This window comes from Streptomyces kebangsaanensis, assembly GCF_001906585.1.
Taxonomy (GTDB): Bacteria; Actinomycetota; Actinomycetes; order Streptomycetales; family Streptomycetaceae; genus Streptomyces; species Streptomyces kebangsaanensis.
In genome coordinates this window covers 1-25,316 of sequence record NZ_JUJA01000168.1, presented here as the reverse complement: position 1 = coordinate 25,316, position 25,316 = coordinate 1, and the positions used below count along the sequence as shown (strand labels likewise).

At 70.7% G+C, this 25,316-nt stretch carries 23 protein-coding genes and 1 pseudogene; 12 read left to right on the top strand and 12 right to left on the bottom strand.

The genetic code is table 11. The annotated features are described in order from the left end of the window. Positions 1-208 precede the first annotated feature (208 nt). Positions 209-1,177, bottom strand: coding sequence for an acetylxylan esterase (locus tag RH94_RS36930; RefSeq protein WP_073952678.1), 969 nt, complete (start codon positions 1,175-1,177; stop codon positions 209-211). 207 nt (positions 1,178-1,384) lie between these two features. Then, the gene (locus RH94_RS36925) at positions 1,385-1,786 is read right to left on the bottom strand and encodes a MarR family winged helix-turn-helix transcriptional regulator (protein ID WP_079189333.1); all 402 of its coding nucleotides are present in this window, start codon (positions 1,784-1,786) and stop codon (positions 1,385-1,387) included. Positions 1,787-2,147: 361 nt separating this feature from the next. On the opposite strand from RH94_RS36925, the gene RH94_RS36920 reads away from it, so the two are divergent. Continuing rightward, positions 2,148-2,963: a putative protein N(5)-glutamine methyltransferase gene (locus tag RH94_RS36920; RefSeq protein WP_073952676.1), complete on the top strand. Its 816-nt coding sequence runs from the start codon at positions 2,148-2,150 to the stop codon at positions 2,961-2,963. Positions 2,964-3,099: 136 nt separating this feature from the next. Here RH94_RS36920 and RH94_RS36915 read toward each other — a convergent pair whose 3' ends face one another. After that, positions 3,100-3,471 (bottom strand): hypothetical protein, encoded by a 372-nt coding sequence (locus RH94_RS36915; protein ID WP_073952675.1) that lies wholly within the window; start codon positions 3,469-3,471, stop codon positions 3,100-3,102. 278 nt (positions 3,472-3,749) lie between these two features. Here RH94_RS36915 and RH94_RS36910 point away from each other — a divergent pair, with 278 nt between their 5' ends. From RH94_RS36910 to RH94_RS36900, 3 genes are all read left to right on the top strand, one after another. Continuing rightward, positions 3,750-5,828, top strand: coding sequence for a SpoIIE family protein phosphatase (locus tag RH94_RS36910; RefSeq protein ID WP_073952674.1), 2,079 nt, complete (start codon positions 3,750-3,752; stop codon positions 5,826-5,828). A 91-nt stretch (positions 5,829-5,919) separates the two neighbouring features. Beyond that, positions 5,920-7,935, top strand: coding sequence for an oxidoreductase (locus RH94_RS36905; RefSeq protein WP_073952673.1), 2,016 nt, complete (start codon positions 5,920-5,922; stop codon positions 7,933-7,935). Between the two features lie 50 nt (positions 7,936-7,985). Next, a complete protein-coding gene (locus RH94_RS36900) occupies positions 7,986-8,537 on the top strand; it encodes a PadR family transcriptional regulator (protein ID WP_073952672.1) in 552 nt (183 codons plus the stop codon). Between the two features lie 15 nt (positions 8,538-8,552). On the opposite strand, the gene RH94_RS36895 is transcribed toward RH94_RS36900, so the two are convergent. The 3 genes and pseudogenes from RH94_RS36895 to RH94_RS36890 all read right to left on the bottom strand — a co-directional run bounded on the left by RH94_RS36895 (position 8,553) and on the right by RH94_RS36890 (position 10,895). Beyond that, positions 8,553-9,092 (bottom strand): hypothetical protein, encoded by a 540-nt coding sequence (locus RH94_RS36895; protein ID WP_073952671.1) that lies wholly within the window; start codon positions 9,090-9,092, stop codon positions 8,553-8,555. 150 nt (positions 9,093-9,242) lie between these two features. After that, positions 9,243-9,362 (bottom strand): annotated as a pseudogene (locus tag RH94_RS45840) (fibronectin type III domain-containing protein); the annotation flags it as partial. Between the two features lie 1,245 nt (positions 9,363-10,607). Beyond that, positions 10,608-10,895 carry a hypothetical protein gene (locus tag RH94_RS36890; protein ID WP_073952670.1) on the bottom strand — a complete coding sequence of 96 codons (288 nt, stop codon included), beginning with the start codon at positions 10,893-10,895 and terminating at the stop codon, positions 10,608-10,610. A gap of 121 nt (positions 10,896-11,016) precedes the next feature. Here RH94_RS36890 and RH94_RS36885 point away from each other — a divergent pair, with 121 nt between their 5' ends. Both RH94_RS36885 and RH94_RS46890 read left to right on the top strand, forming a co-directional pair. Next, positions 11,017-11,991, top strand: coding sequence for a DNA polymerase Y family protein (locus tag RH94_RS36885; RefSeq protein ID WP_073952744.1), 975 nt, complete (start codon positions 11,017-11,019; stop codon positions 11,989-11,991). A 705-nt stretch (positions 11,992-12,696) separates the two neighbouring features. Beyond that, positions 12,697-12,966, top strand: coding sequence for a hypothetical protein (locus RH94_RS46890; RefSeq protein ID WP_073952669.1), 270 nt, complete (start codon positions 12,697-12,699; stop codon positions 12,964-12,966). Between the two features lie 417 nt (positions 12,967-13,383). Here the strand turns inward: RH94_RS46890 and RH94_RS36875 are convergent, their stop codons facing one another. Continuing rightward, positions 13,384-15,762: a CRISPR-associated endonuclease Cas3'' gene (locus RH94_RS36875; RefSeq protein WP_143204117.1), complete on the bottom strand. Its 2,379-nt coding sequence runs from the start codon at positions 15,760-15,762 to the stop codon at positions 13,384-13,386. 183 nt (positions 15,763-15,945) lie between these two features. On the opposite strand from RH94_RS36875, the gene cas5c reads away from it, so the two are divergent. From cas5c to RH94_RS36850, 6 genes are all read left to right on the top strand, one after another. Next, positions 15,946-16,716, top strand: coding sequence for a type I-C CRISPR-associated protein Cas5c (gene cas5c, locus RH94_RS36870; RefSeq protein ID WP_073952667.1), 771 nt, complete (start codon positions 15,946-15,948; stop codon positions 16,714-16,716). Between the two features lies 1 nt (position 16,717). Beyond that, the gene (cas8c, locus tag RH94_RS36865) at positions 16,718-18,544 is read left to right on the top strand and encodes a type I-C CRISPR-associated protein Cas8c/Csd1 (RefSeq protein WP_073952666.1); all 1,827 of its coding nucleotides are present in this window, start codon (positions 16,718-16,720) and stop codon (positions 18,542-18,544) included. A gap of 60 nt (positions 18,545-18,604) precedes the next feature. Then, positions 18,605-19,474, top strand: a complete 870-nt coding sequence (gene cas7c, locus RH94_RS36860) for a type I-C CRISPR-associated protein Cas7/Csd2 (protein ID WP_073952665.1) — start codon at positions 18,605-18,607, stop codon at positions 19,472-19,474. Between the two features lie 430 nt (positions 19,475-19,904). Next, positions 19,905-20,312, top strand: coding sequence for a hypothetical protein (locus RH94_RS40495; protein ID WP_143204116.1), 408 nt, complete (start codon positions 19,905-19,907; stop codon positions 20,310-20,312). Positions 20,313-20,755: 443 nt separating this feature from the next. Further along, complete coding sequence (locus tag RH94_RS41035) at positions 20,756-20,929, top strand: hypothetical protein (RefSeq protein ID WP_158073124.1); 174 nt, start codon at positions 20,756-20,758, stop codon at positions 20,927-20,929. 753 nt (positions 20,930-21,682) lie between these two features. Next, positions 21,683-22,285 carry a hypothetical protein gene (locus tag RH94_RS36850; protein WP_143204115.1) on the top strand — a complete coding sequence of 201 codons (603 nt, stop codon included), beginning with the start codon at positions 21,683-21,685 and terminating at the stop codon, positions 22,283-22,285. A 135-nt stretch (positions 22,286-22,420) separates the two neighbouring features. On the opposite strand, the gene RH94_RS46255 is transcribed toward RH94_RS36850, so the two are convergent. From RH94_RS46255 to RH94_RS39195, 5 genes are all read right to left on the bottom strand, one after another. Continuing rightward, a complete protein-coding gene (locus RH94_RS46255) occupies positions 22,421-23,260 on the bottom strand; it encodes a hypothetical protein (RefSeq protein WP_073952662.1) in 840 nt (279 codons plus the stop codon). 59 nt (positions 23,261-23,319) lie between these two features. After that, the gene (locus RH94_RS36840) at positions 23,320-23,622 is read right to left on the bottom strand and encodes a hypothetical protein (protein ID WP_073952661.1); all 303 of its coding nucleotides are present in this window, start codon (positions 23,620-23,622) and stop codon (positions 23,320-23,322) included. A 68-nt stretch (positions 23,623-23,690) separates the two neighbouring features. Continuing rightward, positions 23,691-23,879 (bottom strand): DUF4314 domain-containing protein, encoded by a 189-nt coding sequence (locus tag RH94_RS36835; protein WP_073952660.1) that lies wholly within the window; start codon positions 23,877-23,879, stop codon positions 23,691-23,693. Between the two features lie 111 nt (positions 23,880-23,990). Then, complete coding sequence (locus RH94_RS41030) at positions 23,991-24,158, bottom strand: hypothetical protein (RefSeq protein ID WP_158073123.1); 168 nt, start codon at positions 24,156-24,158, stop codon at positions 23,991-23,993. A 105-nt stretch (positions 24,159-24,263) separates the two neighbouring features. Then, a partial coding sequence (locus tag RH94_RS39195; protein ID WP_079189324.1) for an N-6 DNA methylase occupies positions 24,264-25,316 on the bottom strand: 1,053 nt, incomplete at its 5' end.

Sequence of the window (25,316 nt, the reverse complement as noted above, 5' to 3'; positions counted from 1 at the left end):
CCCGCCGCATCCGGGCGCGGGCCCGCCGCGGCGGTGCGGCGCCGGAGCCGTCGCCGGGTGCGCGCCGCGTCGGCCCGGCCGCCCCACGGGTCCGCCACCGTCCCGCCGTCCGTGGTGACGGCCACCGCGGTGCCCGGTTCACCCCGGCCGTGGACCCGGGGGTCGTATGCGGGCACGGGCCCTCCGGCGTTCGCCTCGCCCGGCTCCGTCAGGTGTACGACCGCAGCCAGCGCAGCTTGACCGCCTCCTGGTAGGGGCCGCCGCCCTCGTGGTCGTTGAAGTCGTACACCTTGATCGCCTTGTCCTCGTGCGCCCAGGCGTTGAACGCGGCGAACACGGTGGAGGGCGGGCAGGTCTGGTCCTCCAGGGCCGCCGAGAACAAGGCCGGGGCGCGGCCGCGGGCGGCGAAGTGCACCCCGTCGAAGTACGAGAGCGTGCGCAGCGCGTCCTCGGTGCGCCCGCGGTGCGTCTTGAGGTAGAGGCCGATCTCCCGGTACGGGTGACGGTCGGTCAGCGTCGCCGCACGCGGATAGTCGCACAGGAACGGCACGTCCGGCGCGATCGCGACCAGGTCCGGCACCAGGCCGCCCACGGCGATCGTGATGCCGCCGCCCTGGCTCGCGCCGATCGCCGCGGTGCGGCCCGCGTCGGTCAGCGGGTGCGAGCGCGCCGCCTCGACCGCCCGTACCGCGTCGGTGAACACCCGGCGGTAGTAGTAGTTCTCCGGGGCGTCCAGGCCACGGGTCATGAAGCCGGGGTACGCCGGCGCGCCGCCCACCGGGTCGGGGGTGCCGCCTCCGCCGCCCCAGACGCTGCCCTGTCCGCGCGTGTCCATCACGAAGTGAGCCCGGCCCGACGACGCCCACAGCAGGTGCTCGTGCGGCAGTCCGCGCCCACCGCCGTAGCCGACGAACTCCACGACCAGCGGCAGCGGCGCGTCGGCCCGGGTGGGCAGGGTCAGCCAGCCCTTGACCGGGTGGCCGCCGAACCCGGCGAAGGTCACGTCGTACACCCGTACCGTCGCCAGTCCCGTGTCCACCAGGTCGAACCGGGCGTCCAGATCGTGCTCGCGGGCCTCCTGGAGGGTCTTGGACCAGAAGGCGTCGAAGTCCTCGGGCTCGGCGGACGCGCTGCGGTACTCACGGAGTTCGTCGAGCGGAAGGTCGAACAGGGCCATCAACTACCGCCTTTGTGGAGAGAGTACGGACGGTCAGACCGTACGGCGGCGGCCGAGGGGTCCGCCAGAGCCTCTCGCCGGCGGTGGGCGCGCCCGAACCCCCGGTCCCGGCACCTGTGCCGCCGGCCGGCCGCGTCCTGCCCGGCCGCGGCTCGCTCCGGGCCAGCGCCGGTGACCGTGGGCGGCAGGCCCGGTCACCGGGGTGCGTCAGGAGCCGTCCTGGCTACGCCCGTACCAGGCGTTGTAACGGGTGAGGTAGGTGGCGAAGCGCTTGAGGTCCTCCTCGCTCCAGTCCGCCAGACGCTCGCGGAAGGCCGCGCGGCGGCGCTCGGTGACCTCGGCGAGGATCCGCCGGCCGGCGGCCGTCAGATGGAGCACCTGGACGCGGAGGTCGTCGGGGTCGGGGCGCCGCTCGACCAGGCCGGCCCGTTCCAGGGCGGACACCTGACGGCTGACGGTGGACTTGTCCAGCGCGTAGTGCGCGGCCAGGTCGGTGGCCCGGCAGCGGCCGCTCTCCTCCAGGTGGCCGAGCAACGTGTACGACACCAGCGACAGCTCCGGGTGCATGCGTCCGGCTGAGGCCCGGGCCCGGCGGGCGAAGATCGTCATCTCGCGCTGGATGGTCTCGACGGCCGCGTCCCCGGCGGTACGGTCCCGGACGGCGCCGGCCCGGTGCGGCTCTGCGGCTGCGGTCACGGGACAACCTCCCCTGCTCTCCTGGTTGCATAATACAACTGGATGCGAAGCGGATGCCGGTGAGGGGCGTCGGAGGAGGCCGAAAGGACCGCCGGAGTCCGGACCTTGGGATAGGGTGGCCCGCGGCCGTGGACAGTCCCGGTCGCAGTCAGCCGAGGAGGTGGGACCCATTACCGCTGTGTCAGGTCGGGTGCTCTCCCCTCGGAACGGCGCGGATCGCCGTCGGTAGGCGACCACGGGAGCTCCCTTCGGCTCCCGAAAGGTCCAGGCCTCCATGTCCGCATTCCCTTGCCTTCCTTCTTCTTCTTCCTCCTCCGCCTCGTCCTCGCGTGCCGAGGTCGTCGCCGCGCTGCGCGCCGCCGGCTGTGTGTTCGCCGAGGAGGAAGCCGAATTGCTCCTCGCCGGCGCCCGTACACCGGACGAGCTCGCCGCCCTGGTGGGCCGGCGCGTCGCCGGACTGCCCCTCGAACAGGTCCTGGGCTGGGCCGAGTTCCACGGTCTGCGGATCGCCGTGGAACCGGGCGTCTTCGTACCGCGGCGCCGGACCGAGTTCCTGGTCGACCGGGCGGTGGCCCAGGCCCCGGACGCGTCCGTCGTCGTGGACCTGTGCTGTGGCTCGGGCGCGGTGGGCGCGGCGCTGGCCGTCGTGCTCGGCCCGTTGGAACTGCACGCCGCCGACATCGACCCGGCCGCGGTGCGCTGCGCCCGACGCAACCTCACCCCCGTGAACGGCACGGTCCACACCGGCGACCTGTTCACGGCGCTCCCCGGGGAGCTGCGCGGCCGTGTCGACGTCCTCGCCGCCAACGTCCCCTACGTCCCCACCCGCGAGGTCGGCCTCCTCCCGTCCGAGGCCCGCGACCACGAGTCGCTCGTCGCCCTCGACGGCGGCGCCGACGGCCTCGACGTCCTGCGCCGCGTCGCCACCGAGGCCCCCGCCTGGCTCGCCCCCGGCGGCTGCCTCCTCGCCGAGGCGAGCGAACGCCAGGCCCCCGAGGCCCTGGCCGTCTTCGTCCGGGCCGGCCTGACGGCACGCCTGGAGGTCTCGGAGGACCTCTGCGCGAACGTCGTCGTGGGGACCAGGGGGTAGACGGTGACGCCGACGGGTGAGCCGCATCGCACGGCGTGGACCGGGACGGCCGGGTCGCCGTGCCGTGATCCGCTTCGGCGCCGCCGGCACCGCGTCCCCCGGTGGACGGGGGCGCGGTGCCGGGCCGGGTGCGGTGTCAGCGGCTTTCCAGGCGCACGTGCAGTTCTCGTTCCTGGTCGCCGGAGGCCGTGCACAGGTCCTGGACGGTGAACAGGGAGTCCAGGGTCGTACGGAACCGGTCGATCGCCCAGTAGCCGCCCTGTACGTCGGCCGTGACGGACGCCCCGAGCCGGGCGGGGCCGCAACCGGCCCCGTGCTCCTCGGCCACGTCGAAGGTGCCGAGCCACACCGTCGGGCGCACCTCGTCGTAGTCGCGGGGCACGTCCTCCGCGCACCGGTCGGACGAGAAGCAGGCGCACAGGGCGTCGAACACGATCCGGGCGTCCTCCTTGGTGCATCCGCTCAGCTCCACCGAGACGGATTCGGGGTGAGTTCGCTCGCTGTCCATCGTGATCGCTCCTCTCGTGGCCGCGCCGCGTGCCGCACTCGGCGCTCCACCTCCGGTCCTCAGCAAAGCACCATCTCCCAGAAGAACACCACCGGCGGCCCCCCACACCTTGGGCCGTCGGTCCGTCCGGCCGATTCGGCGGGACGGCTCCCGCTGTGCTGGGGGAAGGTGGGGGAGAGGCGACGAACCGTCGGAGAGGTGAGCGTGGGCGCGGTACAGCAGGGCGAGTCGGAACCGGGGGCGGCGGGCCGCGTGAACGGGCGAAGGCGGTGGGCGGAATGACCGCGGCGGGGGCTCTCCCGGTCGGGGGCGACGAGCCGGCGAGCGGACCCGTACGGCCCAGTGGGCTGCTCGACGTCCTGGGCGTGGCCTCGGTGGTCCTCGACGCCCAGGGGCGCATCGTGCTGTGGAGTCCCCAGGCCGCGGACCTCTTCGGCTACTCGGCGCGGGAGGCGCTGGGCCGGCACGCCGCCCGGCTGATGGTCCACGAGCAGCACCTCGACCTGGTCGTCAAGCTGTTCTCCGACGTCCTGCGGACCGGCCGGGGCTGGGCCGGGGCCTTTCCCGTCCGGCACAAGGACGGCAGCACCCGTCTGGTGGAGTTCCGCAACATGCGCCTCCTCGACGGCCGCGGGAACGTCTACGCGCTGGGACTCGCCGCCGACCAGTCGACCGTACGGCGGCTGGAGCGGGACGTGGCGCTGTCCGAGCGGATCGTCTCGCAGTCCCCGATCGGGCTGGCCGTCCTGGACAACCGGCTGAGGTACGTCTCGGTCAACCCGGCCCTGGAACGGATCAACGGCATACCCGCCGAGCAGCACGTGGGCCGGACGGTGCGCGAGCTGCTGCCCGAGTGGGACTGCGACGCCCTGGAGGCCGGCGCGCGCCGTGTGCTGGAGACCGGGCAGCCGCTGGTCGACCGGTCCACGGTCGGCCGGACCCCGGCCGACCCGGACGAGGACCACGCCTGGTCGTTCTCGCTGTACCGGCTGGAGGACGCCACCGGCACGGTGCTGGGCGTGGCCATGTCGATCGTGGACATCACCGAGCAGCACCGGGCGGGCATCGCGGCGGAGACCGCGCGCCGGCGCCTGGCCCTCATCGCCGACGCCTCGGCCCGGATCGGCACCACCCTGGACCTGGAGCGTACGGCCGGCGAGCTGGCCGACGTCGCCGTTCCCGAGCTGGCCGACGTGGCCGCCGTGGACCTGCTCGAGTCCGTGGTCGCGGGCCGCCACAGCAGCCTCGGACCGGCCGAGCCGGCGGTGATCCGCGCCCTGGCCGTACGGGCGGAACACGCCGCGGACGCCCCGGAGGCGGCCGATCCGCCCGGCGGGATCGCCCGCTACGGCCCCGACCGCCTGGTCACGCGCTGCGTGCGCACCGGGCGCCCGGTGCTGGTGGCGCAGGTCAAGGACGAGGACCTGCCCGTGATCGCCCGCTCCCCGGAGGCCGCCGTACTGCTGGGCCGCGCGGGCGTGCACTCGTATCTGGCCGTGCCGCTGATCGCGCGCGGCGAGGTGCTGGGCGCGCTGGACCTCAAACGCATCCGCAACCCGCGGCCCTTCAGCGCGGACGACGTCCTGCTGGCCCGGGAGCTGGCCGCCCGCGCGGCCGTGCAGATCGACAACGCCCGCTGGTACCAGAACGCCCGCGACACCGCCCTCACCCTGCAGCGCAGCCTGCTGCCCAGCCACCCGTCCGTCACCGGAGGACTGGAGGTCGCCTCCCGCTACCAGCCGGCGGGCGCCGCGGTGGAGGTGGGCGGCGACTGGTTCGACGTGATCCCGCTGGAGGGCGACAGGACGGCGCTCGTCGTGGGCGACGTCATGGGCAGCGGCATCGGCGCGGCGGCCACGATGGGGCGGTTGCGCACCGCGACGAAGGCGCTGGCCCCGCTCGGCCTCGATCCCGCGCGGCTGCTCGAGCACCTCGACCGGATCACCGACGGACTGGACCAGGCCATCGCCACCTGTCTGTACGCCGTCCACGACCCGCACCGGCGGCAGTGCCGGATCGCCAACGCCGGGCACCTGCCGCCGGCCCGGATCCGCGCCGCACGCGCCCCGGAGCTGCTGGACCTGCCCACCGGGGTGCCCCTGGGCGTGGGAGGCGTGGCCTTCTCCACCACGACGGTGGATTTGGAACCCGGCGACCGGCTGGTGCTCTACACCGACGGGCTCGTCGAGACGCGCCGGGACCCGCTGGACGAACGCCTGGCGATGCTGCTGACGCTGCTGGACGGCCCGCCGCGGCCCCTGGAGGAGCTGTGCGACCTCCTGCTGCGCACGCTGCACCGCCCGGACAACCACGACGACGTGGCCCTGCTCGTCGCCCGCGCCCAGGAGTCGCCGTAGCGCCGGGCGCGCATTGTTTTGCAACTAGTTGCACAAAGCCCCTCGTGTCCTCTACAACTGAACCGGCACGACACCGCCTACGGAGGGGCCGATGAGCCGTTACCCGCATTTGCTGAGCCCGCTCGACCTGGGCTTCACCACGTTGCCCAACCGCGTGCTCATGGGCTCCATGCACGTGGGCCTGGAGGAGGCCGAGCGGGGCTTCGAGCGGATGGCGGAGTTCTACGCCGCCCGGGCCCGCGGGGGAGTGGGGCTCATCGTCACCGGCGGTATCGCCCCCAACGAGGAGGGGCGGCCCTACGAGGGCGGGGCGAAGCTCACCACCGAGGAGGAGGCCGCCCGGCACGCGGTCGTGACGGGGGCCGTGCACCGCGAGGGCGGACGGATCGCCCTGCAGATCCTGCACTTCGGCCGCTACGCCTACCACCGCGACCTGGTCGCCCCCAGCGCCCTGAAAGCCCCCATCAGTCCCTTCGTCCCGCGCGAGCTCACCGACGCCGACGTCGAGCGGACCATCGACGACTACGTCCGCACCGCCCGCCTCGCCCGCCGGGCCGGCTACGACGGTGTGGAGATCATGGGCTCCGAGGGCTACCTGATCAACGAGTTCGTCGCCACGCAGACCAACCACCGCACCGACCGCTGGGGCGGCGCCTACGAGAACCGGATGCGCTTCCCGGTCGAGATCGTGCGCCGGGTGCGCGAGGCCGTCGGCGAGGACTTCATCGTCATCTACCGGCTGTCCATGCTGGACCTCGTGCCCGGCGGCTCCACCCTGGACGAGGTCGTCACGCTCGCGAAGGCCGTCGAGGCCGCCGGGGCGACCCTCATCAACACCGGCATCGGCTGGCACGAGGCCCGCATCCCCACCATCGCCACCTCCGTGCCGCGCGGCGCCTACGCGTTCGTCACCAGGAAGCTGATGGGCGAGGTCACCGTCCCCCTCGTCACCACCAACCGCATCAACACCCCGGACGTGGCCGAGCGGTTGCTCGCCGACGGATACGCCGACATGGTCTCCGTGGCCCGCCCGATGCTCGCCGACCCCGACTTCGTCAACAAGGCCGCCGCCGGCCGCCCCGAGGCCATCAACACCTGCATCGGCTGCAACCAGGCCTGCCTGGACCACACCTTCAGCGGGCAGATCACCTCCTGCCTGGTCAACCCGCGCGCCTGCCACGAGACCGAACTGGTCCTGTCCCCGACCCGGCGGCGCAAGCGCGTCGCCGTCGTCGGCGCCGGGCCCGCCGGGCTCGCCTGCGCGGTCGGCGCCGCCGAACGCGGCCACCGGGTCACCCTGTTCGACGCCGCGAGCGGGATCGGCGGCCAGCTCGGCGTCGCCCGCAGGGTCCCCGGCAAGCAGGAGTTCGACGAGACCCTGCGCTACTTCCGCCACCAGCTCGACGCGCACGGCGTCGACGTACGCCTGGACACCCGGGTGGACGCCGGGGACCTCGGCGGTTACGACGAGATCGTCGTCGCCACCGGTGTCACCCCGCGCACCCCCGACATCCCCGGCGTCGACCACCCGCGCGTCCTGGGCTACCTGGACGTGCTGCGGGACGGCGCCCCGGTCGGCGACCGGGTGGCGATCCTCGGCGCGGGCGGCATCGGCTTCGACGTCGCCGCGTACCTGACCGACGCCGGCGACAGGGCGAGCGAGGACCCGGCCGCGTACTTCCGGGCCTGGGGCGTCGACATGGAACACCGCTCGCCCGGAGGTCTGACCGCACCCGAGCGGCCCGCACCGCCGCGCACCGTCCACCTGCTCCAGCGCAGGACCACCAAGGTCGGCGCCGGACTGGGGAAGACCACCGGCTGGATCCACCGCACCGAGCTCAGGCACCGCGGCGTCACCATGGTCCCGGGCGTCCGCTACGACCGCATCGACGACGCCGGGCTGCACATCACCGTCGACGGCGCGAGCACCGTCCTGGAGGTGGACACGATCGTGCTGTGCACCGGACAGGAACCCCGGCGCGAGCTGTACGACGAACTGGTCGCCGCCGGACACCGCCCGCACCTCATCGGCGGGGCGGACGTGGCCGCCGAGCTGGACGCCAAGCGTGCCATCAAGCAGGGCACGGAACTGGCGGCGGCCCTGTAGCCGGATGCCGGGACGGCGGCGGGCGTACGGCCCGTCCCTAGGATGACCCCATGTCACTCCCGCACGCGATCCTCACCGCCCTGCTCGAGAAGCCGTCGTCGGGGCTCGAGCTGACGCGCCGCTTCGACAAGTCCATCGGCTACTTCTGGTCGGCGACGCATCAGCAGATCTATCGCGAGCTGGGGAAGCTGGAGGCGGACGGTCTGATCCGCACCCTGCCGTCCGAACAGCCGGCCCGCGGGCAGAGGAAGAGCTACGAGGTCCTGCCCGCGGGCCGCGCCGAACTGGCCCGCTGGACCGCCGCCGCCCAGGAGCCGAAGCCGCACCGCGACGCCCTGCTGCTGCGGCTGCGCGCCGCGGCCGTGGTGGGCACCGCGGGTCTGGAGGCCGACCTCAGGCGCCATCTGGAGCTGCACGAGCGGCAGTTGGCGGAGTACCGGCAGATCGAGCGGCGCGACTTCCCGCCCGGCAGGGACAGCCCCGAGGACCGGTTGCGGCATCTGGTGCTGCGGGCCGGCATCGACCTGGAGACCTTCTGGACCCAGTGGCTGCGGCACGCGCTGGAGGAGTTCCCCGAACAGCCCGGCCACGGGACCCGGTGACGGTACCCCGGCCGCTCAGAGCCGGTACGGCTTCGAACGGCGGCGCAGCACCCAGCCCGTGGCGATCAGCGCGGCCCCGACCAGTGCCCCGCCCACCGCGAACGTGACGGGTCCGTAGTCCTTGACGCCCCCGCCCAGACCGCCCGCCACGCCACGGGACGGCGAGGACGTGGCCGAGATCGTCGGGGTGCTGCGGACGGCGCCGGAGACCGCGATGGACTGGGTGCCCGCGGTGATGTTGTTGGAGCACACGACGATCACGGTGTAGGTGCCCGGGCTCACGCTCTGCCAGGCGGCGGTCTGGCTGGTCCTCGTCCCGGTCAGTGCCACCTGGCGCCCCTGGGTGAAGTTCGCCTGGCTGCTGGTGAGCAGCGAGGCCGTGCCCCAGCTGCCGTCGACCTGGGTGCACGTGCTGGTCGTGACGGTCACGGTCGAGCCGCTGGCGCTGACGGAGATCCCCGGCCCGGCGGCGGCGGACCCGGCGGCGAGACCGGCCGCGAGCGCGGCGGCGGCCACGACCGGGCCGGAGCGCAGGAGTTGCTGAGTGTGGCGCATGGGACTGTCCTCCGGCGGCACGGTCGGCGGGCCATCCCGTGTGCCGCCGGAGATAGGGAATCGCCCGTGCTGCCTCGCGGCCAGCCAACCTTCCGCACCCGTGCGGGGCACGCGGGGCGCGTCTGTCCGGGTGACCCGCACGTCCAGGGCCTACGGCCGTCCCGTCGTCACCGTCCGCTCGGGCGAGAAGCCGCCCCAGGTGCCGTCCGGCAGCATCGCCCGGATCCGGACCCGGTGGGTGACCCCGGCCTCGCGCCCGACGTAGAAGCTGCTCGCCAGAGCGTTGCCCCGGATTTCCCTGAGCGTCCCTGTTTTCCTCGTCTGTGCAGGTCAGCAAGTATGGGGGTGTCCGGGCCGTGATGATCGTTCACGGGGTTTCACTGTCCTTCCGGACCCATCTGGGACCCATAAGGGCCCCGCCGACGGGTTGTCCCGGCCCCAGCCGGGCGGGCCTGCAGCTCAGTGCCGGGGGCGAAAGCGCCTCCAGCGCAGACCCCTTGCGACGCAAAGAAGCCCTACCCCGCTCGGGGATAGGGCCTCTGGCCGTCTACGCGGGCCCTGTCCGGGCTGCTGGGGACAGGCTAGCGGCTCTGGCGCTCGATCGCCTGACAGTAGCGACAAATGTGACCTGGGCATTGGGCCCGTAGCGCACGGTCAGGCCCTGGCAGCGTGCGTGGTGATCGACCGTCCCTGGGAGGAGTACGCATGAGCGAGGACCTGGCCTGAGTAGCGCTGCAGGTCGCTCGGGCTGCAGCGAAGATCCGGCCGGCCGACGCGACAGGAGGCGGTGCCGCTACCCGGCGCGTGAGGCCGTCGCAGCGCACCGGTGGACGTAATCCGATCACGTTCGCCGCGGTGATCGACAACCTGGTGACCGAGCGGGCCTGGCAGGCCCCGGCCGCGGTCGGCAGCGGCATCGACCGGTGGGCGGACATCCTCGGTCGCCCCGGAGGGCGACCCCCAGCAGGTCAAGAAGGACGTCGGGCGCCTCAAAACAAGATTGCGATCCTCGGTCGCCCCGAAGGGCGACCGCCAGGTCAGAGTGACCTACTCGTGCCCTATCACAAGGTGGCAGGCGTCGCCGAGGTTGTCGTACCGCATGTTGCGATCCTCAGCCGCCCCGAAGGGCGACCGCCATGGTTCGGGCGATCATGACGGATCCCTCGCGTCTAAGGTTGCGATCCTCGGTCGCCCCGGAGGACGACCGCCAGCCGACGAGTCCAGCGCCGATGATCTGCGCGAGCGGGCCGTTGCGATCCTCGGCCATCCCGGAGGACGACCGCCAGGCCCCAGAATTCGACCTGAGCGCACACCGCTTCGGCGTTGCGATCCTCGGCCGTCCCAGAGGACGACCGCCAGCAGACCTGCCCGTCCTCCTCATGGACGACCTTCCAGTTGCGATCCTCGGTCGCCCCCGGGGGCGACCGCCAGGCTGCTTGAGTAGTGGAAACAGCGTACCGCTCGCTGCCGTGTGGGCGAGCAGCGAGTGACGGCCGATCGGGCGATGCCGCTTGCCTAATCCGTAGTTATGAGCGTTCCGTAGAGGCAGGGGCTCCTGGGAGCGTTCGAGTGCCAGACCGTGACATCCAAGTGCAGCCGGGCCGTGGAGGCCTCAACGTAGATCGGTGCGCGGTTCTGGTACGAGTGGTGGTGGCGGTCGCGTAGGCGCCGGGCGGATGCCTGACGCTTTGCCTGCCGCTGCGCCAGCTGAGTGATCTTGCGGTCGATGCGGCGCAGCCGCCTCTCATGCCAGACCTGCAGGGTGCGCAGTCCTTCCAGGTCAGACGGCAGATCGTCGAACATATTTATGATTCTAGGCTCGCCGCGCGGTGTCGCTGCACTCGCGTGTTCGATTTCCTGTTCGATAGCGTGGGGGGTGGGAGGTGGCCACGTGAACCACGAGATCGAGGGGCAGCCGACGGTGATGCACGTGCGCTGTCTGGACCGGCTTCCGGAGCAGGCCTACCGGCAGGTGCTGGAGTTGCTGGCCGACCTGTCACCGGTCGTCCAGGCACTGCCTCCCACCTGCGCACTGGTCGAACTCAAGGGTGCTCTGCGTTACCACGGCACCGACGCCCGACACCTGGGCGAGATGCTGCGTGTCAGGGCCATCTCCCGTCTCGGTATCGACGTCCGCGTCGGCATCGGCTCCACGACCACCGTCGCGGCCACCGCTTCCACCCAGATCACCGGCCTCGGAGGCGTCCTTGCGGTCCCTCCCGAGGAGACCGCTGGCTGGCTCGGCCCGCTGCCGGTCGAGGCCCTGCACGGCATCGGTCCCCGCCAGGCCGCCTCCCTGCGCGACTACGGCATCCACACGGTTGGCCTGCTCGCCGCCGTTTCACCTGCGACCGTGCAGCGCCTGCTCGGCAAGAAGGCCGGCCGCCTCGCCGCCGACCGAGCCCGCGGCATCGACCCCCGACCCGTCGTCCCCCGCACCCTGCCCGCCTCCGCCGCCGTACGGCACCGCTTCCCCCACCACACGCTCGACGGCGCAACGGTCCGGACCGCCCTGCTCGACCTCGTCGTCCGACTCGGCTTGCTGCTGCGCCACCGTGGCCAGGCAGCCCAGGCCCTCACCCTGACCCTGACCTTCGCGGGCGGAACCACCTGGGAAAAGACCCGCCGCCTGCCCGAGGCCTCAGCACACGACGAAGACCTGCGTACGCTCGCCTACCGTTTGATGGACGCCGCCGGCCTCCAGCGCGCCCGAGTGATCGGGATCACCCTGAGGGGCCAGGACCTCATCAGCGCCGACCAGGTGGCCACGCAGATCAGCCTCGACCAGGCCCGCGAGTCCCGGCTCATTGCCGAGCAGACCCTGGACCGCATCCGTGCGAAGTTCGGCCCCAACGCGGTCGGCCCAGCCGCCACCGCGCCCTTCCACCGCGCCTCATAACCCGGCCCGGCACGAGTGGTCCAATACGCCGGGGCGCGCCCACGCCCACGACCTCAGGCCTGTCGTCCCGCACGCCCTGCTCAAGACCACCACGGTCAGCCACGGCCGGCCCTCACCTACCAGCTTGGTACCCGCCTGTGCGACGACCAGGTCGTAGCGACCTTCGACCACTACGACAACGAGGCCCGCTGTATCGAAACCGCCGCGGACCCTGCCCGTCGCGCTTCGGCACCGACGCGGTGCTGTCGGCCGTCCTCGCCGGGAGCCGGGGCCGACACTGAAGCCGGAGGAACGCCGCATGGAGACCATGTACCTTGTTCGGCTTCAGTTCGAGGCCGACGGGCCCGCCGTGGAAGGCGAGTGGGCGCTGCCCTCGACCGCCCGCGACCGCTACACGGAGTGGGTCGGCCTCTCAGTAAGGACCCGAACGTCGTGGTGCGGCTCATTGAGGAGACTGGCGGCCGGAAGCGCATGCTGCGGACCTGGACGGCTCAAGGCGAGACCGTGGCGTAGAACACGTGTGTGCCCAGCGTGCCCGGCGACGACGCCGGGCGTCCCGTCACGGGAGAGCGCAGGCCATGTTGCGATCCTCGGTCGCCCCGGAGGGCGACCGCCAGTACCGATCGGCACCTTCCAGTCCATCGGCCGGTCATTGTTGCGATCCTCGGCCGCCCCGGAGGGCGACCGCCAGCCCGGCTCGGCGCCATGTCGCGCTACATGCATGTGCTGTTGCGATCCTCGGTTGCCCCGGAGGGCGACCGCCAGTCCAGCTTCAAGAATCTCCAGATCAAGGGGCCGTGGTTGCGATCCTCGGTCGCCCCGGAGGGCGACCGCCAGTACCTGCCGCCGGAGGCCAAGGCCGACCTGGTGGAGTTGCGACCCTCGATCGCCCCGGAGGGCAACCGCCAGCGCGGTGACCACCTGCCGGGGCTTCTCGGCAGGCACCGTTGCGATCCTCGGTCGCCCCGAGGGTGACCGCCAGCTCGAGGGTGCGCTCGTGTACGCGCAGCCGCAGCTGGTGTTGCGATCCTCGGTCCCCCCGGAGAGCGACCGCCAGTTGAGCGCGGAGTCTCCGACGTTGAGCAGCAGCGTGTTGCGATCCTCGATCGCCCCGGAGGGCGACCGCCAGGGGCGAGCACACGCACGCCCAGTTGATGGCGGCGGAGTTGCGATCCTCGGCCGCCCCGGAGGGCGACCGCCAGTCCCCGAGCGCCTCCTCCAGGCCGTCAGGGGTGACGTTGCGATCCTCGGTCGCACGGCGGACGACCACCGCGACGGGTCCGGTTTTCCAAACACTCGAATTTTCACTGCAAGCTGATCACCACACTTCGGCAGCAGGCTGGTCCAGTTCCGTCAGCGTACTGGTGAGGCGTTGCTCGGTGGTCTGAATGGTCATGCAGGGGGTTCGATGCCTCGTTGGGGGTGGTAGGGGCCGACCCACTGGTGCAGGTCACCGGCGACTTCGATGGCGTGACCCGCGTTGATCGCCAGTTCCAGTTCCCGCTCGGGGATGGATGCCATGTGCTCCTGCAGGGTGCGGTAGGTCGTTGGCGTTGGCAGGCCGCGACGGAGCTGGTCGACTGCCTTCTGGGCGGCCTGTCGGGTTTCTTCTTCGAGCTGGGGGCGGATGACGACCACGGCCACGGAGTGTTCGTTGTCGATGATTCGCATTCTGTGCGCGACCTCCGGGTAGTGCAGCTTTGCTCGCAGCGCTTCGATGACTTCTCCGGTGGCTCCGTTGGGGTCCTTGGAGTGTTGTCCTGCCTGGAGGCGGTAGCGGTGCTGGTAGTACGAGCGGAGGACGTCCAGATCGTCGGGATCGGCCAGCCCGTCGCCGAAGCGGCGGGACGCTGCTGCGATGGCGCACGTGTTGTAGACCATCTCCGGGTTGAGGCCGTCCCGGGGATCGAAGATGGTCATGACGCTGTCCTTCGCGTGGCGCTTGCCCTCGCGGTTGACCCGGCCGGCGGCCTGCTGTTCGGACTCCGGTGTTGATCTGGCGCGGTATCCGCGGGGGAAGTCGAGGTTGACGCCGGCCTCGATGAGCGAGGTGGACACGAGGAGGGTGTTCAAACCCTTCTCCAGGCGTTGCTTCGTCGCCTGGATGGTTTCTCGGCGGTGACCGCCGGTCATGCGGGTCGACAAGTGCAGGACGCCTGGGTCCTCGTCGCGGTTCGTGCTGAGCCAGATGCGATGCACCTGACTGGCGTCCTTGGTCCCGTTGACCACGACGAGGGCCTGGTCGTTCTCGGCCGCCTCGGCGGCGATGCTTGCGAGAGTCACTTCCGGGCCGGTCCGCCACTCGTACCTGACGCGGCGCAGCTGCTTGAAGAGCGGCGCGGGGTCGGCGACGACGTCACGCTGCGGGAGGCCGGAGCGCCAGGGGTTCAGTGCGGCGAGTTCCGGCTGGGTCGCCGATGACAGTATGAGGGTCACGCCGTAGTGCTCCACGAGTTCCCGCAGGCCCGAGAGGATCGGGGTCAGGAGCCTGTCGGGGAGAGCCTGGACCTCGTCGAGGACGATCACGGAGTTGGCGAGCCGGTGGAGTCGGCGGGTGGCCCAGGGGGTGCTTCCGAAGATCGTTTCGATCAGGCGGACGGTGGTGGTGACGATAAAGGGGGCGTCCCAGTTCTCGGTGGCCAGTTTCGCCCACCGGTTGGGCCGGCCCCCTTTCTGGCCGTGGCGCACGTTCGTCGAGGGGCCGGCGGACTGCGGCGCGCGTTGCTGCGGAGCTTCGACGTTCACGGCTGAGTGGTGTTCCAGCACCACCGGCGGTCCTTGCTCCGGGTCCAGGAGGCTTCGGTACTCCGCTGCGTTCTGCTCGGTGATCGAGATGAACGGGACCGCGACGATGACGCGCCGCAGGCCGTGCAGGGAGGCGTGGCGGAGGGCGAAGCCTCCGCCGGTGAACGTCTTTCCGGCGCCGGTCGGAAGGTGCAGCCGGTACACGCCCGGCTTGCCGGCAGCGGCTTCGAGTGCCTCCTGGTAGACATTCTCGCGGAGCTTGTCCAGCCAGGAGGCGCCCTTGGAGCGCTGACGTCCGGCGAGGGCCTCCTGGCGGCGGGCCTCGTACCTCTCCCACAGTTCTGGCATCCCGACGTGCGGCCGGATGCGCGTGCCGGGTCTGAAGTGGGCGGCGGTGTCGAGCCGGTCGGCGTCGACCACGGCCGAGTAGGTCATGCGGACCAGCATCTCCACAGCGATCTTGTCACGTGGGTCGAGCCAGTCCGGGGCGGCCGGGCATGAGCCGTCCAGGATTTCCGGCATGACCGCGGCGACTCGGTGGATGGCTTCGTCGACCTCGCTGGAGTCGGCCATCAGGGCCTTCAGCCGGAGCCGGACTTCCGACCACGCGGACAGGCCGGTGTGGTGTCCCTCGATCACACCGGCGCAGGGCAGCAGAGCGGGGGAAGGTTCGGCCGCCCGGGCGAACAGGAGGGCTCCGGCGTCGTTGTGCGGGGGCCGTCTGGTCTTGCGGCCGGTGGTGGCCTCCTCGATCAGCCCCTCCTGCCACGCACAGGCCCCTTTGCCCGTGTCGTGGTCGCGTCCGAGCCGGTAGGCGAGGTCACCGCCTCCCCATGGCTCTGCGAACCGACGGGCCAGCTCGCCCGTACCGCGGGCGTGGTCTTCGTACCAGTGCCAGGTCCCTTGGTGGCCCGGCGAGTGGGCCACGAGTCGGCCTTCATGAACCGGCATTGACTCACCTACTGGATCAACTGCCTTGTCCGCAAGACCGTTTGACATCTCATCATTTATGCGTTGAGAATCCACCAGACCACCACATTTCGTTACCGGTCCACCCTGGGACACGTGAGTCGCGGATCGGCCAGCTGCCGTCCCGGGGCCACGGCGACGTTTGGGTGGCCGCAGAGGAACCGGGTCGATCGCCAGTGTCGTGACGGTAACGGGGAGCACTGACAACCGGCCGAGTCGCACATGGAGGGGGAAGTTTGTATGACCAGAGAGCAGACCCGGCGGCGCGGTGAGCGCGCGGACCGGCCGCTACACGTTGAGGTGGAGGCATGGGGGCCGCTGGCCTGCTTCACGCGTCCGGAGCTCAAAGTCGAGCGGGTCTCATATCCGACCATGACCCCCTCCGCGGCGAAGGGACTGCTGGAAGCCATCTTCTGGAAGCCGGAGATGACCTACCGGGTCGAACGGATCGAGCAGCTCAAGCCGGTGAGGTGGACCCGCTTCCGGCGCAACGAGGTCAACAACTCGATCATCACCAAGAACGCCTACGAGAGCCTGCAGGCCAACAACGGCTACCGCTACGACGTCGCCGAAGACCGCGGCCAGCGGGTCACCGTCGCCCTGAGCGACGTCGCCTACCGCATCCACGCGACCATCCGCGCCACTGACCGGTGCACCGCGCCCCTGCCGAAGTACCGCGACCAGTTCGACCGCCGGCTCACACGTGGTGCCTGCTACGAGCAGCCCCATTTCGGCTGCCGCGAGTTCGCAGCCTTCTTCGGGCCTCGCGGATCGGCGGAGGAGGCCGGCGTGGTCACCGCCGCCGACCAGGCAGGCATTCCGCCCATCGACGAGCTCGGGCTGATGCTCCACCACATCGAGTACCTCCCGAAGGGCAAGGAACGCTACCACTGGTTCCGGGCCAGCCTCGAGCACGGCGTTCTCCACGTGCCCGACCGCCCGCTCGCACCCGCCGAGGTCAGTGGCATGCCCGGAGCCGAGGGACGAGCCTCCGCGGAGGAGGTGGCCTGACGTGCTACTGCAGAGCCTCGTCCAGCAAGCCGACAGCCGCCAGGGCGACACCCCCGAGTACTACCTCGCGCGCCAGGTCATGTGGCAGATCGACCTCTCCGGCACAGGAGACACCGAACCGCTGGTCATCGACCTCCGCCAGGAACAGCGAAAGATCACCGCCCCATACACCGGACGCTCCGGGCCCAAGCCGGCACCGATCCTGTTTGCCGACACCGCACAGTTCGCGCTCGCCCATCCCGGCCTGGTGAAAGGGGCGGACGGGGAGAAGGTCCTCTCGACCAACTCTGCCGACGTCACCAAGGCGAGGACCCGGCACGCCGCCTACCGTGCACTGGTCACTTCCTGGTGCAACGACCACCCCCACCTTCCCCAGGCGCAGGCGGTGGCCGCATGGCTGAACAGCCACGCGCCGACCGCGTGGCCGCTGGAGATGGACAAGGACCACCTCGTTGCCATCAGCGTGGACGGCGAGTGGGTCCACGACCTGCCGGAAGCCAAGAGCTGGTGGGCCCACAGGGTCAAGAAAGCGAAGAGCGGGAAGACGGGCAAGGCGAACCAGGGGCTCTGCCTCGTGTGCGGACACGTCATGCCGTTGCTGTCCACGCTCCCGGTTCCCATCAAGGGCATCCCCAACTCCGGGATGAACACCCAGCTGGTCTGCCTCAACCAGCCCGCCCACTTCCGGGCCGGCACCAAGCAGCTCGGTGCCACCCCCATCTGCGTCGACTGCGGCACCAAGTCCGCCACCGCCCTGAACACGCTGCTCGCCGACCCCGAACACCGCGCCTTTGCCGACGACTCCGCCATCGTCTGGTGGACCCGTGACCCCGACACCGACACAGCCATGTGGACCCTGAGCGACCCCCAGCCCGAGGAGGTGGCCCAGCTCATCGCCGGACTCCGCCACCCCCGGCGGGGACGAGACGCACTGGCAGTCCTCGACGAGGACGCCTTCCACGCCCTCACCCTGCGGGTGAACACCAACAGGGTCATCGTCGCCGACTGGATCACCATCCCCGTCCCCGAACTGAAACGGAGACTCGGAACCTGGTTCGCCGACCAGCAGACCTGGGACGGCTGGAACAACACCTACACCTACTGGTCCGTCTGGCGACTCGCCCTCGCCTGCGCCCGCTGGGACAAGCGCAAGAACAAGTACGTCGACACCACCGTCCCCAAGCACCTCCAGGCCGACCTCACCAAAGCCGCACTCCACGGCGCCGCCCCACCGGCCCATCTCCTGCCGGTCCTCCTGCAGCGCATCCGCGCCGACCACCACCTCGCCCGGCCCCGCATCGCCCTGCTGCGCCTCGCCCTGATCCGTACGACCACTCGCCACAAGGAGCTCTGTGTGCCCCAGCTGAACCCCCAGTCGACCGAGCCCGGCTACGTATGCGGACGGATCATGGCCATGCTCGAAGCGATCCAGCGCAAGGCCATGCCCAAGGTCAACACCACCATCACCGACAAGTACCTGAGCACCGCGGTCGTCTCCCCCCGAGCCGTCCTCACCCGCCTCCGTATCGGAGCACGACCGCACCTGCGCACCATCGCCCGCACCAGTGGACCCGCGGCCAAGGCCATGGACAGTCGGCTGCGGGACGCCTTCGACCTGCTCGACACCATCCCCGCCCACCTGAGCACCGAACAACAGGCCCTGTTCATCCTCGGCTACGACCACCAGCGAGCTCACTCCGCACGCGCTGCGGCAGAAGCCATCAAGGCACGGGAAGCCGGCAAGGAACTCGCCGCAGAACAGGAAGCGGACGCCCTTCCCGAAGCCTCCGCCGAGGACGCCGACTCCTCGGACAACACCCTCTGGTAACGCCCCGCCGTCGCCAGCTCACCACGACGCCACAACCCCGGAAGGACACAGAGCACAACCATGACCGACGCGCACCTGGACCCCACCCGCAAGCACGACTACGTCTTCCTCATCGACGTCAAGGACGGCAACCCCAACGGTGACCCCGACGCCGGCGGCATGCCCCGGACCGACCCCATCACCGGCCAGGGCCTCATCACCGACGTCGCCCTCAAGCGCAAGATCCGCAACACCATCACTCTCGTCCATCAGGGCCAGCCCGGCTTCGAGATGTACGTCGAACAGGGCGTCGCCCTCAACCCGCAGATCCAGCGCGCCTACGTCGAAGGGGGCGCCAAGGAAGGCGAGACCGCCACCGCGCAGGAGTGGATGATCCGCAACTTCTGGGACGTGCGCCTGTTCGGAGCCGTCATGTCCGTGGGCGACCAGAAGAAGCACGCGGGCAGGGCCCGCGGGCCCATGCAGCTCACCTTCTCCCGCTCCATCGACCCCGTCACCCCGCTCGAGGCCGGCATCACCCGTGTCGCCCCGAACAAGCCCGAGGACCTGGCCAAGGGCAAGGTCACCGAGATGGGCAACAAGCACTACGTGCCCTACGGGCTATACCGCGGCCACGGCTTCTACTCCGGAGCCCTCGGTGCCAAGGCCGGAGTGACCCCGGAAGACCTCGCCGCCTACTGGCAGGCCCTGACGATGATGTTCGACCACGACCGGGCATCCTCCCGCGGCGAAATGGCCATCCGCGGTCTGTACGTCTTCTCCCACGACGACGCGTACGGACGAGCCCCCGCCCACAAGCTCTTCGACCTGATCCGCATCAAGCCGCTCGGCCACAGCGAGGCACGCTCCTGGGACGACTACGCCGACCGGATCACCATCGACGAAGACAACGCGCCCGCTGGCGTGTCCCTGACCCGGCTCATCGACTGAACTCTCCAGCCGTGGGGGCCAAGGATCGCAACGATCTTGAAATCAATGCCATCCACCAGCTCCAGGCATGGCGGTCGTCCTCCAGGGCGACCGAGGATCGCAACATCGTCGCCCGTAAGCGCGCCGAGACCCTCACCGGCATGGCGGTTGTCCTTCGGGGCAGCCGAGGGTCGCAATTTCTTCGGGTCACGACTGTCGGTCGAGCGCTGTACCTATGGCAGCCGCCCTCTAGAGCGGCCGGGGATCGCCACACCGTGATCCCGTCGCCGCCGGGGTTGGGCTCGTACTGGCGGTCGCCCTCCGGGGCGACCGAGGATCGCAACGGGTTGTGCAGGGCGTATCGTCAACCGCAGGGATAGGTGGCGGTCGCCCTCCCGGGCAAGCGAGGGTCGCAATGGCAGGTTGTAGGCCGTACCCTGCCCGCTGACTGGTGGCGGTCGCCCTTGAGGTGACCGAGGATCGCAACGAACAGTGGCGAGATAACTTCTGCGGCATGATCATCGACCTGGCGGTCGCCTTCCGGGGCGACCGAGGATCGCAACAAGATGATCGGCAAGGGCGGCGACTCTGCCCGCGACGCTGGCGGTCGCCCTCCGGGGCGACCGAGGATCGCAACAAGATGATCTCCGGGTTCACCGGTACCGGCACCGGCTGGCGGTCGCCCTCCGGGGCGTCCGAGGATCGCAACTCCACGCCGGGCACGCCCACGGTGGGCAGGCCTGCCTGGCGGTCGCCCGCCGAGGCGACCGAGGATCGCAACGCCCAGTTGTACCGCGACGGGGCCAGCATCCGCGCCCTGGCGGTCGCCCTCCGGGGCGACCGAGGATCGCAACGATGAGGTCGGAGTCGAGACCGATCTGCCGTGTCAGCTGGCGGTCGCTCTCCGGGGCGACCGAGGATCGCAACACCCTCACCGGCAGTGACGAGCTGTCCCGCGTCCTGAAGTGGCAATCGTCCTCGGGGCGGCCGACGGCCACAACGGCTTGATGCTCAATCGGTGGTTACCCACCGGGAGTAGTGGCGGTCGCAGTCCAAAACGTCTGCGGATCACAGCCGTTACACGTTTCTGTTGGTGGAGTACGCCGACAAGTTGGCAGTCTCTCTCTGGGGCGACCGAAGATCGCAACCACTCCAGTCCCTGAGTGGAGATGACGATCGGGATCGTGGCGGTCGCCTGCGGGGCGACCGAGAATCGCAACCAAGTGGACGGCTACCTGTTCGGCGCCCTGGTCCACGTGGCGGTCGTCCTCTGAGGCAGCCGAAGATCGCAACGTCGAGAACTTGGCTTGGGAGTTCGGGGATGACAGCGACTGGCAGTCGCTCTCCGGGGCGACCGAGGATCGCAGCCCGGTGGAGTTCGTGCTGCAGCGCGCGTACGAGATGGGCCTGGCGGTCGCCCACCAGGGGGACCGGGGATCGCAACTACAAGACCGCGCCGGGCACGTACGGCGGTGACGCGGGTGGTGGTGACCGTCCGGGCGACCGGGGACGCAACAAGTGGATGGGCGGCGGTATTGCTACCTACCATCCTGTTGGTGGCGGTTGCTCTCTGGGGCGACCGAGGATCGCAACACCGGCTTCCCGGTCGTGGCGAACTGGAACCTCGACTGGCGGTCGCCCTCCAGGGCGACCGAGGATCGCAACAGCGTCCGCTCGTACAGGACCTCGTCCGTCCCTCAGGCTGGCGGTCGTCCTCCGGGACGACCGAGGATCGCAACGTCGCGACGATGTCACCCCAGCCGGACCGGCGGGGCCTGGCGGTCGTCCTCCGGGGCGACCGAGGATCGCAACTCGGCGATGTAGTCCTCCAAGTGCGCTGACACTGGGCCCGTAGCGCACCATCAGTCCCTGGCAGCGTGCGCAGTAGCCGACCTGGTTCGGGGTGAAGTGAAGGATGAGCGCGGCCGTGGCCCGGTCCGTGGTGGGGCCGATGCGTGCTGGCCGCTCACCCATGTATCCGAATGTACGTCCGGCGTCCGCTCCTGGCGGGGTCAGGGGACGTTGTCGCTGTCGGCTGGCGTGGCGGAGGGGTTGATCTGCGGGACCAGCCCGTACAGGACGCTCGGGCGGGTCCCTCGCGCACCAAAGCCCTTTTCAGTCACTCCACTATCTGATCTACTCCGCGAGGGTGTTGCGAATGCCTGGTTGTAGGCGGTTCGCGGATTTGCGTGACCGCTCGCCTTGGGCCGATCCGAAAGGGGCATGGGCATGGCGGAGGGGGTGGTGCACATCGCCTTCAAGGGCGACGTGGTCGCCATGTGTGACGCGCCGATCGACCGTTCAGCGCCGCGAGCCGAAGAGCCAGAGCAAGCGACTTGTCAGGAATGCATCGACCTCTACATCGAGGCGTGGGCGGCACTGCAAGAGCAACGCTCTGTAGGCGCGCCCCCGATGCCTGCGTACCCGCCTTCTCCAGCCAGACGCCCAACCAGGCTGGTGGTTGCAGCCGGAGTCGGCTTGGCTCTGACTATCGGAGGTGTCCTGTACGCGTTCACGGGTGGAGGGGACGAAATCGAGCATGTAACTGGCTCGGTCGTCGACTGTTCCCAGACCAACCTCTTCCAGCCCGAGGGGAGTGCGGCGATGCTGCCCGCGCGAGTCGCGCAAATCCGCTTCGTGAACGATGGGAACCAGCAGGAGACCTTTTCACCGCAAGTCGATGGCGTGGTGCTCGTAGCGAATGATGGTAGCCCGGCAAAGTTCACCCTGGCGCCGCGCGAATCGAAGGTGATCAACTATCCCCTGAACTCCCAGCGATACGGAAGCAGCGAGGGAAGTTGCTACGTCCTGGACGTCAGTGCTACTCGGTGAGCCCTTGCGGTAGCCGTTCCCCCGCTCTGGTGATCAGCGGGCGTCGTTGATGTCGGTTTCGGAGATGCCGAGGAGTCTGCGGTACGGGTCGGGCCGCCCACCTGGTGGGGTGGGCGGCCCGGTGTGGGGGTGGGGTCAGGAGGTGGGCTTGTCGGTGGCCGGCTTGGCGGGGGCGCGCTTGCGGGCCGGGCGCTTGGCCTTGGCGTCGGCGGCCGCGGTGGCGGGCTTGGCGGCGCGCTTGCGGGTGGGGCTCGGCTTGGCCTCGGCGGCGGCGTCGGCGGCCGGGGTGTCGGTGGCCGACTTGGCGGGGGCGCGCTTGCGGGCCGGGCGCTTGGGCTCAGCGTCGGCAGCCGGCTTGGCGCGGCGGGCCCGCATCGGGATGACCTTGGCGGTGGGCTCGGCCGGGGCCTGCTGCTCGGGTTCCGGCGTGGCCTCGGGCGCGGGCTCGGGCTCGGCCGTGGGTTCCCTGTCCTCACCGGTGTCCTGCGGCTGGGTGCGCGCTTCCGGGCCGCAGTCGCGCAGGGAGGTGCCTGCCTCCGGCGTCGACTCGGCCATCACCTCGGACAGCGCGCTGTCGAAGGCCTCTGCCCACGGCCGGTGGCCGACGTAGAGGGGCTTGGTGTCGAAGACGGGCAGCAGGCGGTCGCTGATGGTGTTGTAGAGGACGACGCCGGGGTCCTTGTCGGGTTCGAGAGCGCCGATGTGGACCCAGGTGTGCCAGCGGCGGCCGTGCGGCAAGGGCGCGATGCCCTCGACGGGCTGGTGGTCGGCGGGCTGGGTGCCGCCGGTGGCCCACAGCTGGATGGTGCTGCCGTCGCCGATCAGGCGCATGCCGATCTGGCGGTCGTGGGGGCCGTCGAGGCTCACGATGCCGTCGATGATCAGTTCATTGGGTGTCCAGCCGAGGTGGCCGGCGAGGGTTTCGGCGGTGGCGTGGAGGGCTGAGGGTGCGAGTTGCACGACGTTCTTCTCCAAGGGGTCGTTGGTGGATGGGGCGTGGGGCCCCGCCCCTGGTGGGGCGGGGCCGGCCTGGGTCAGGCCGGGAGGGCGCCCAGGAGGGTGCGGGTGGCGTCGGCGAGCTGGGGGGCCATGGCCTCCTCGCTGCCGGCGTAGCTGCAGGCGGTGCGCAGGGAGTCGCGGGCCTTGTCGGTGTCGCCGCGGCTGAGCCACTGGGCGGCGGAGTTGAGCTGGAAGGCGGCGACGCCGAGGGCGTTCTCCTGGTCGTCGCAGGCGGCGCGGTTGACGAGGGCGCGGGCGCGGCTGGCCCACCTGCGGGCGGAGGATTCGAGTTCGGAGAGGTCGGGCTGAGCGTCGGGGGTGGGGGCTGCGAGCTGCATTCGGTTCTCCAAGGGGTCGGGTGGTGCTGTGCGAAGGCCCCGCCCTGGTGGGGCGGGGCCGGCGTGCATCAGGGGAGGAGGCGGACGCTGTCGCCTTCGTCGAGGAGCATCGAGAGGCGGGAGCCGCCGTCCCAGGTGACTCTGAGCTGGCTGAGGGTGGGATCCAAGGAGCGGACGGTGCCTTCGTCGCCGGGGCGGAGGTCGGTGTGGGGGGCGTTGGTGGCCGTCAGGACGACACGCTGGCCGCGCTGGTACATGGGCTGCCTTTCGGTTCGGGGGGTCGTTCCCCCTCCAAGACGTGTGGTTCGGTCGAGTGGTGTGGCATATCTGAGCGCGGGCGGCGGAGTCATCCGCCGCCCGCGCCAGGGTCACGCCTCGCGGACCGTGACGTCGCCGTTCGTGTTCAGCGTCGTCTCACTCAGCTTGACGCCGAAGCACCACACTTCGGCGATGGTCGTCTCGCCCTCGTGGCGGACTCGCAGCTTCCAGCTGCCGCCCTCGCAGGTCGCGGTCGAGACGTCCGGCTGCTCGCTCATGTGCAGTTCTCCTTGTAGCACCGGGGGGCTTCCCCCCCCTCCCATCTCCTCTTATTCTAACCTCATTCGGTGGGGGGTCAAGGATTTTTTCGACGAAGCCGCAGGTCAGACGGCCTGCTTGCCGATGAGTCGGTCCGCGAGCGCCAGCGCCCGCTGCGCCGCCTCGGCCACCGCCAGGCGGCCCACGATCTCGTCGCGCTCCTCGATGAGGGCCGCCCGCTCCCGCACGGCCTGCTCGTACAGGTCGCCCTGCGCGAGGGTGTCGCCGCAGGCGATGACCACGTTCGGGCCCAGGCCCCACACGATCGCGTTGACGGCCGCGCCGGCCGCCGCGAGCGGTTCGAGCTCGTTCAGCGCCCACACGTAGTCGGCGGGGTCCGCGTGCATCTCGCGCAGATGCTGGGCGAGGGAGCGGAACATGCCGCCCGTGCCGCCGGCGGGCTCGTGGAACCGCTGGCCTTTTTCGGGCGGCTCCGTGCACACCATGCGGGCCATCACGTCGCACAGCTCCGGCGGCGTGTGGTACTCGCCCAGCCCCTGCTTGGCGCCGAGCGAGCGCAGCGAGGTGATCGTCCACGACATCACGTCGGTGTCGGCACGGTTGTAGGGGTCGGGGTCGCCGGTCAGAGCCAGGATGCCGTAGCGCAGCGCCGTCTCGGTGACCCGGCGTACCGCGTACGCCTTCTCCTTCACGCCCTCTTCGGTGAGCCAGCCCATCAGCGGGGCCATGCGGGCGCCCAGGTCGGGGCGCTGGGACCAGGTGTGCGCGTAGATCTCGCGGTAGCCCTGCAGCAGCTGGTAGTCGCTGGAGCTGTAGATGATGCGGGCGACGTCCTCGCTGTGGCCCTTGATGGGAAACAGGGCCAGGCCGCCGACGATGCTGACGGGGATGTCCATGCGGTAGCCGCCCCAGTTGGAGGCGTGCCAGGTCTCGGCGACGGCTTCGCCCAGGCGCTGCCCGGCGTCGCGCGGGTTGCCGATCAGCAGCGGCGCGATGCGGCGCGGCGCGGGAGTCGGGGCCTGAATGGACGGCAGCTCGGGGCGGGGATCGGCGAACAGGCCGCCGGGCTCCTTGTCGGCGGCGGCGGCGACGACCGGGCGGGGCGCCGGCGCCGGACGCGGCGCGGGCGCCGGGCGAGGTGCCGGCGGGGCGGCGGG

Coding starts and splice junctions, on each gene's coding strand:
- RH94_RS41030 (WP_158073123.1), bottom strand. CDS start 24,158: ATGAGCGAGCAGCCGGACGTCTCGACCGCGACCTGCGAGGGCGGCAGC.
- RH94_RS36840 (WP_073952661.1), bottom strand. CDS start 23,622: ATGCAGCTCGCAGCCCCCACCCCCGACGCTCAGCCCGACCTCTCCGAA.
- cas5c (WP_073952667.1), top strand. CDS start 15,946: ATGACCAGAGAGCAGACCCGGCGGCGCGGTGAGCGCGCGGACCGGCCG.
- RH94_RS36910 (WP_073952674.1), top strand. CDS start 3,750: ATGACCGCGGCGGGGGCTCTCCCGGTCGGGGGCGACGAGCCGGCGAGC.
- RH94_RS46890 (WP_073952669.1), top strand. CDS start 12,697: ATGTCGCGCTACATGCATGTGCTGTTGCGATCCTCGGTTGCCCCGGAG.
- RH94_RS36900 (WP_073952672.1), top strand. CDS start 7,986: ATGTCACTCCCGCACGCGATCCTCACCGCCCTGCTCGAGAAGCCGTCG.
- RH94_RS36835 (WP_073952660.1), bottom strand. CDS start 23,879: ATGTACCAGCGCGGCCAGCGTGTCGTCCTGACGGCCACCAACGCCCCC.
- RH94_RS36905 (WP_073952673.1), top strand. CDS start 5,920: ATGAGCCGTTACCCGCATTTGCTGAGCCCGCTCGACCTGGGCTTCACC.
- RH94_RS36890 (WP_073952670.1), bottom strand. CDS start 10,895: ATGTTCGACGATCTGCCGTCTGACCTGGAAGGACTGCGCACCCTGCAG.
- cas7c (WP_073952665.1), top strand. CDS start 18,605: ATGACCGACGCGCACCTGGACCCCACCCGCAAGCACGACTACGTCTTC.
- RH94_RS36920 (WP_073952676.1), top strand. CDS start 2,148: ATGTCCGCATTCCCTTGCCTTCCTTCTTCTTCTTCCTCCTCCGCCTCG.
- RH94_RS36930 (WP_073952678.1), bottom strand. CDS start 1,177: ATGGCCCTGTTCGACCTTCCGCTCGACGAACTCCGTGAGTACCGCAGC.
- RH94_RS36895 (WP_073952671.1), bottom strand. CDS start 9,092: ATGCGCCACACTCAGCAACTCCTGCGCTCCGGCCCGGTCGTGGCCGCC.
- RH94_RS36850 (WP_143204115.1), top strand. CDS start 21,683: ATGGCGGAGGGGGTGGTGCACATCGCCTTCAAGGGCGACGTGGTCGCC.
- RH94_RS36925 (WP_079189333.1), bottom strand. CDS start 1,786: ATGACGATCTTCGCCCGCCGGGCCCGGGCCTCAGCCGGACGCATGCAC.
- RH94_RS36885 (WP_073952744.1), top strand. CDS start 11,017: ATGCACGTGCGCTGTCTGGACCGGCTTCCGGAGCAGGCCTACCGGCAG.
- RH94_RS36915 (WP_073952675.1), bottom strand. CDS start 3,471: ATGGACAGCGAGCGAACTCACCCCGAATCCGTCTCGGTGGAGCTGAGC.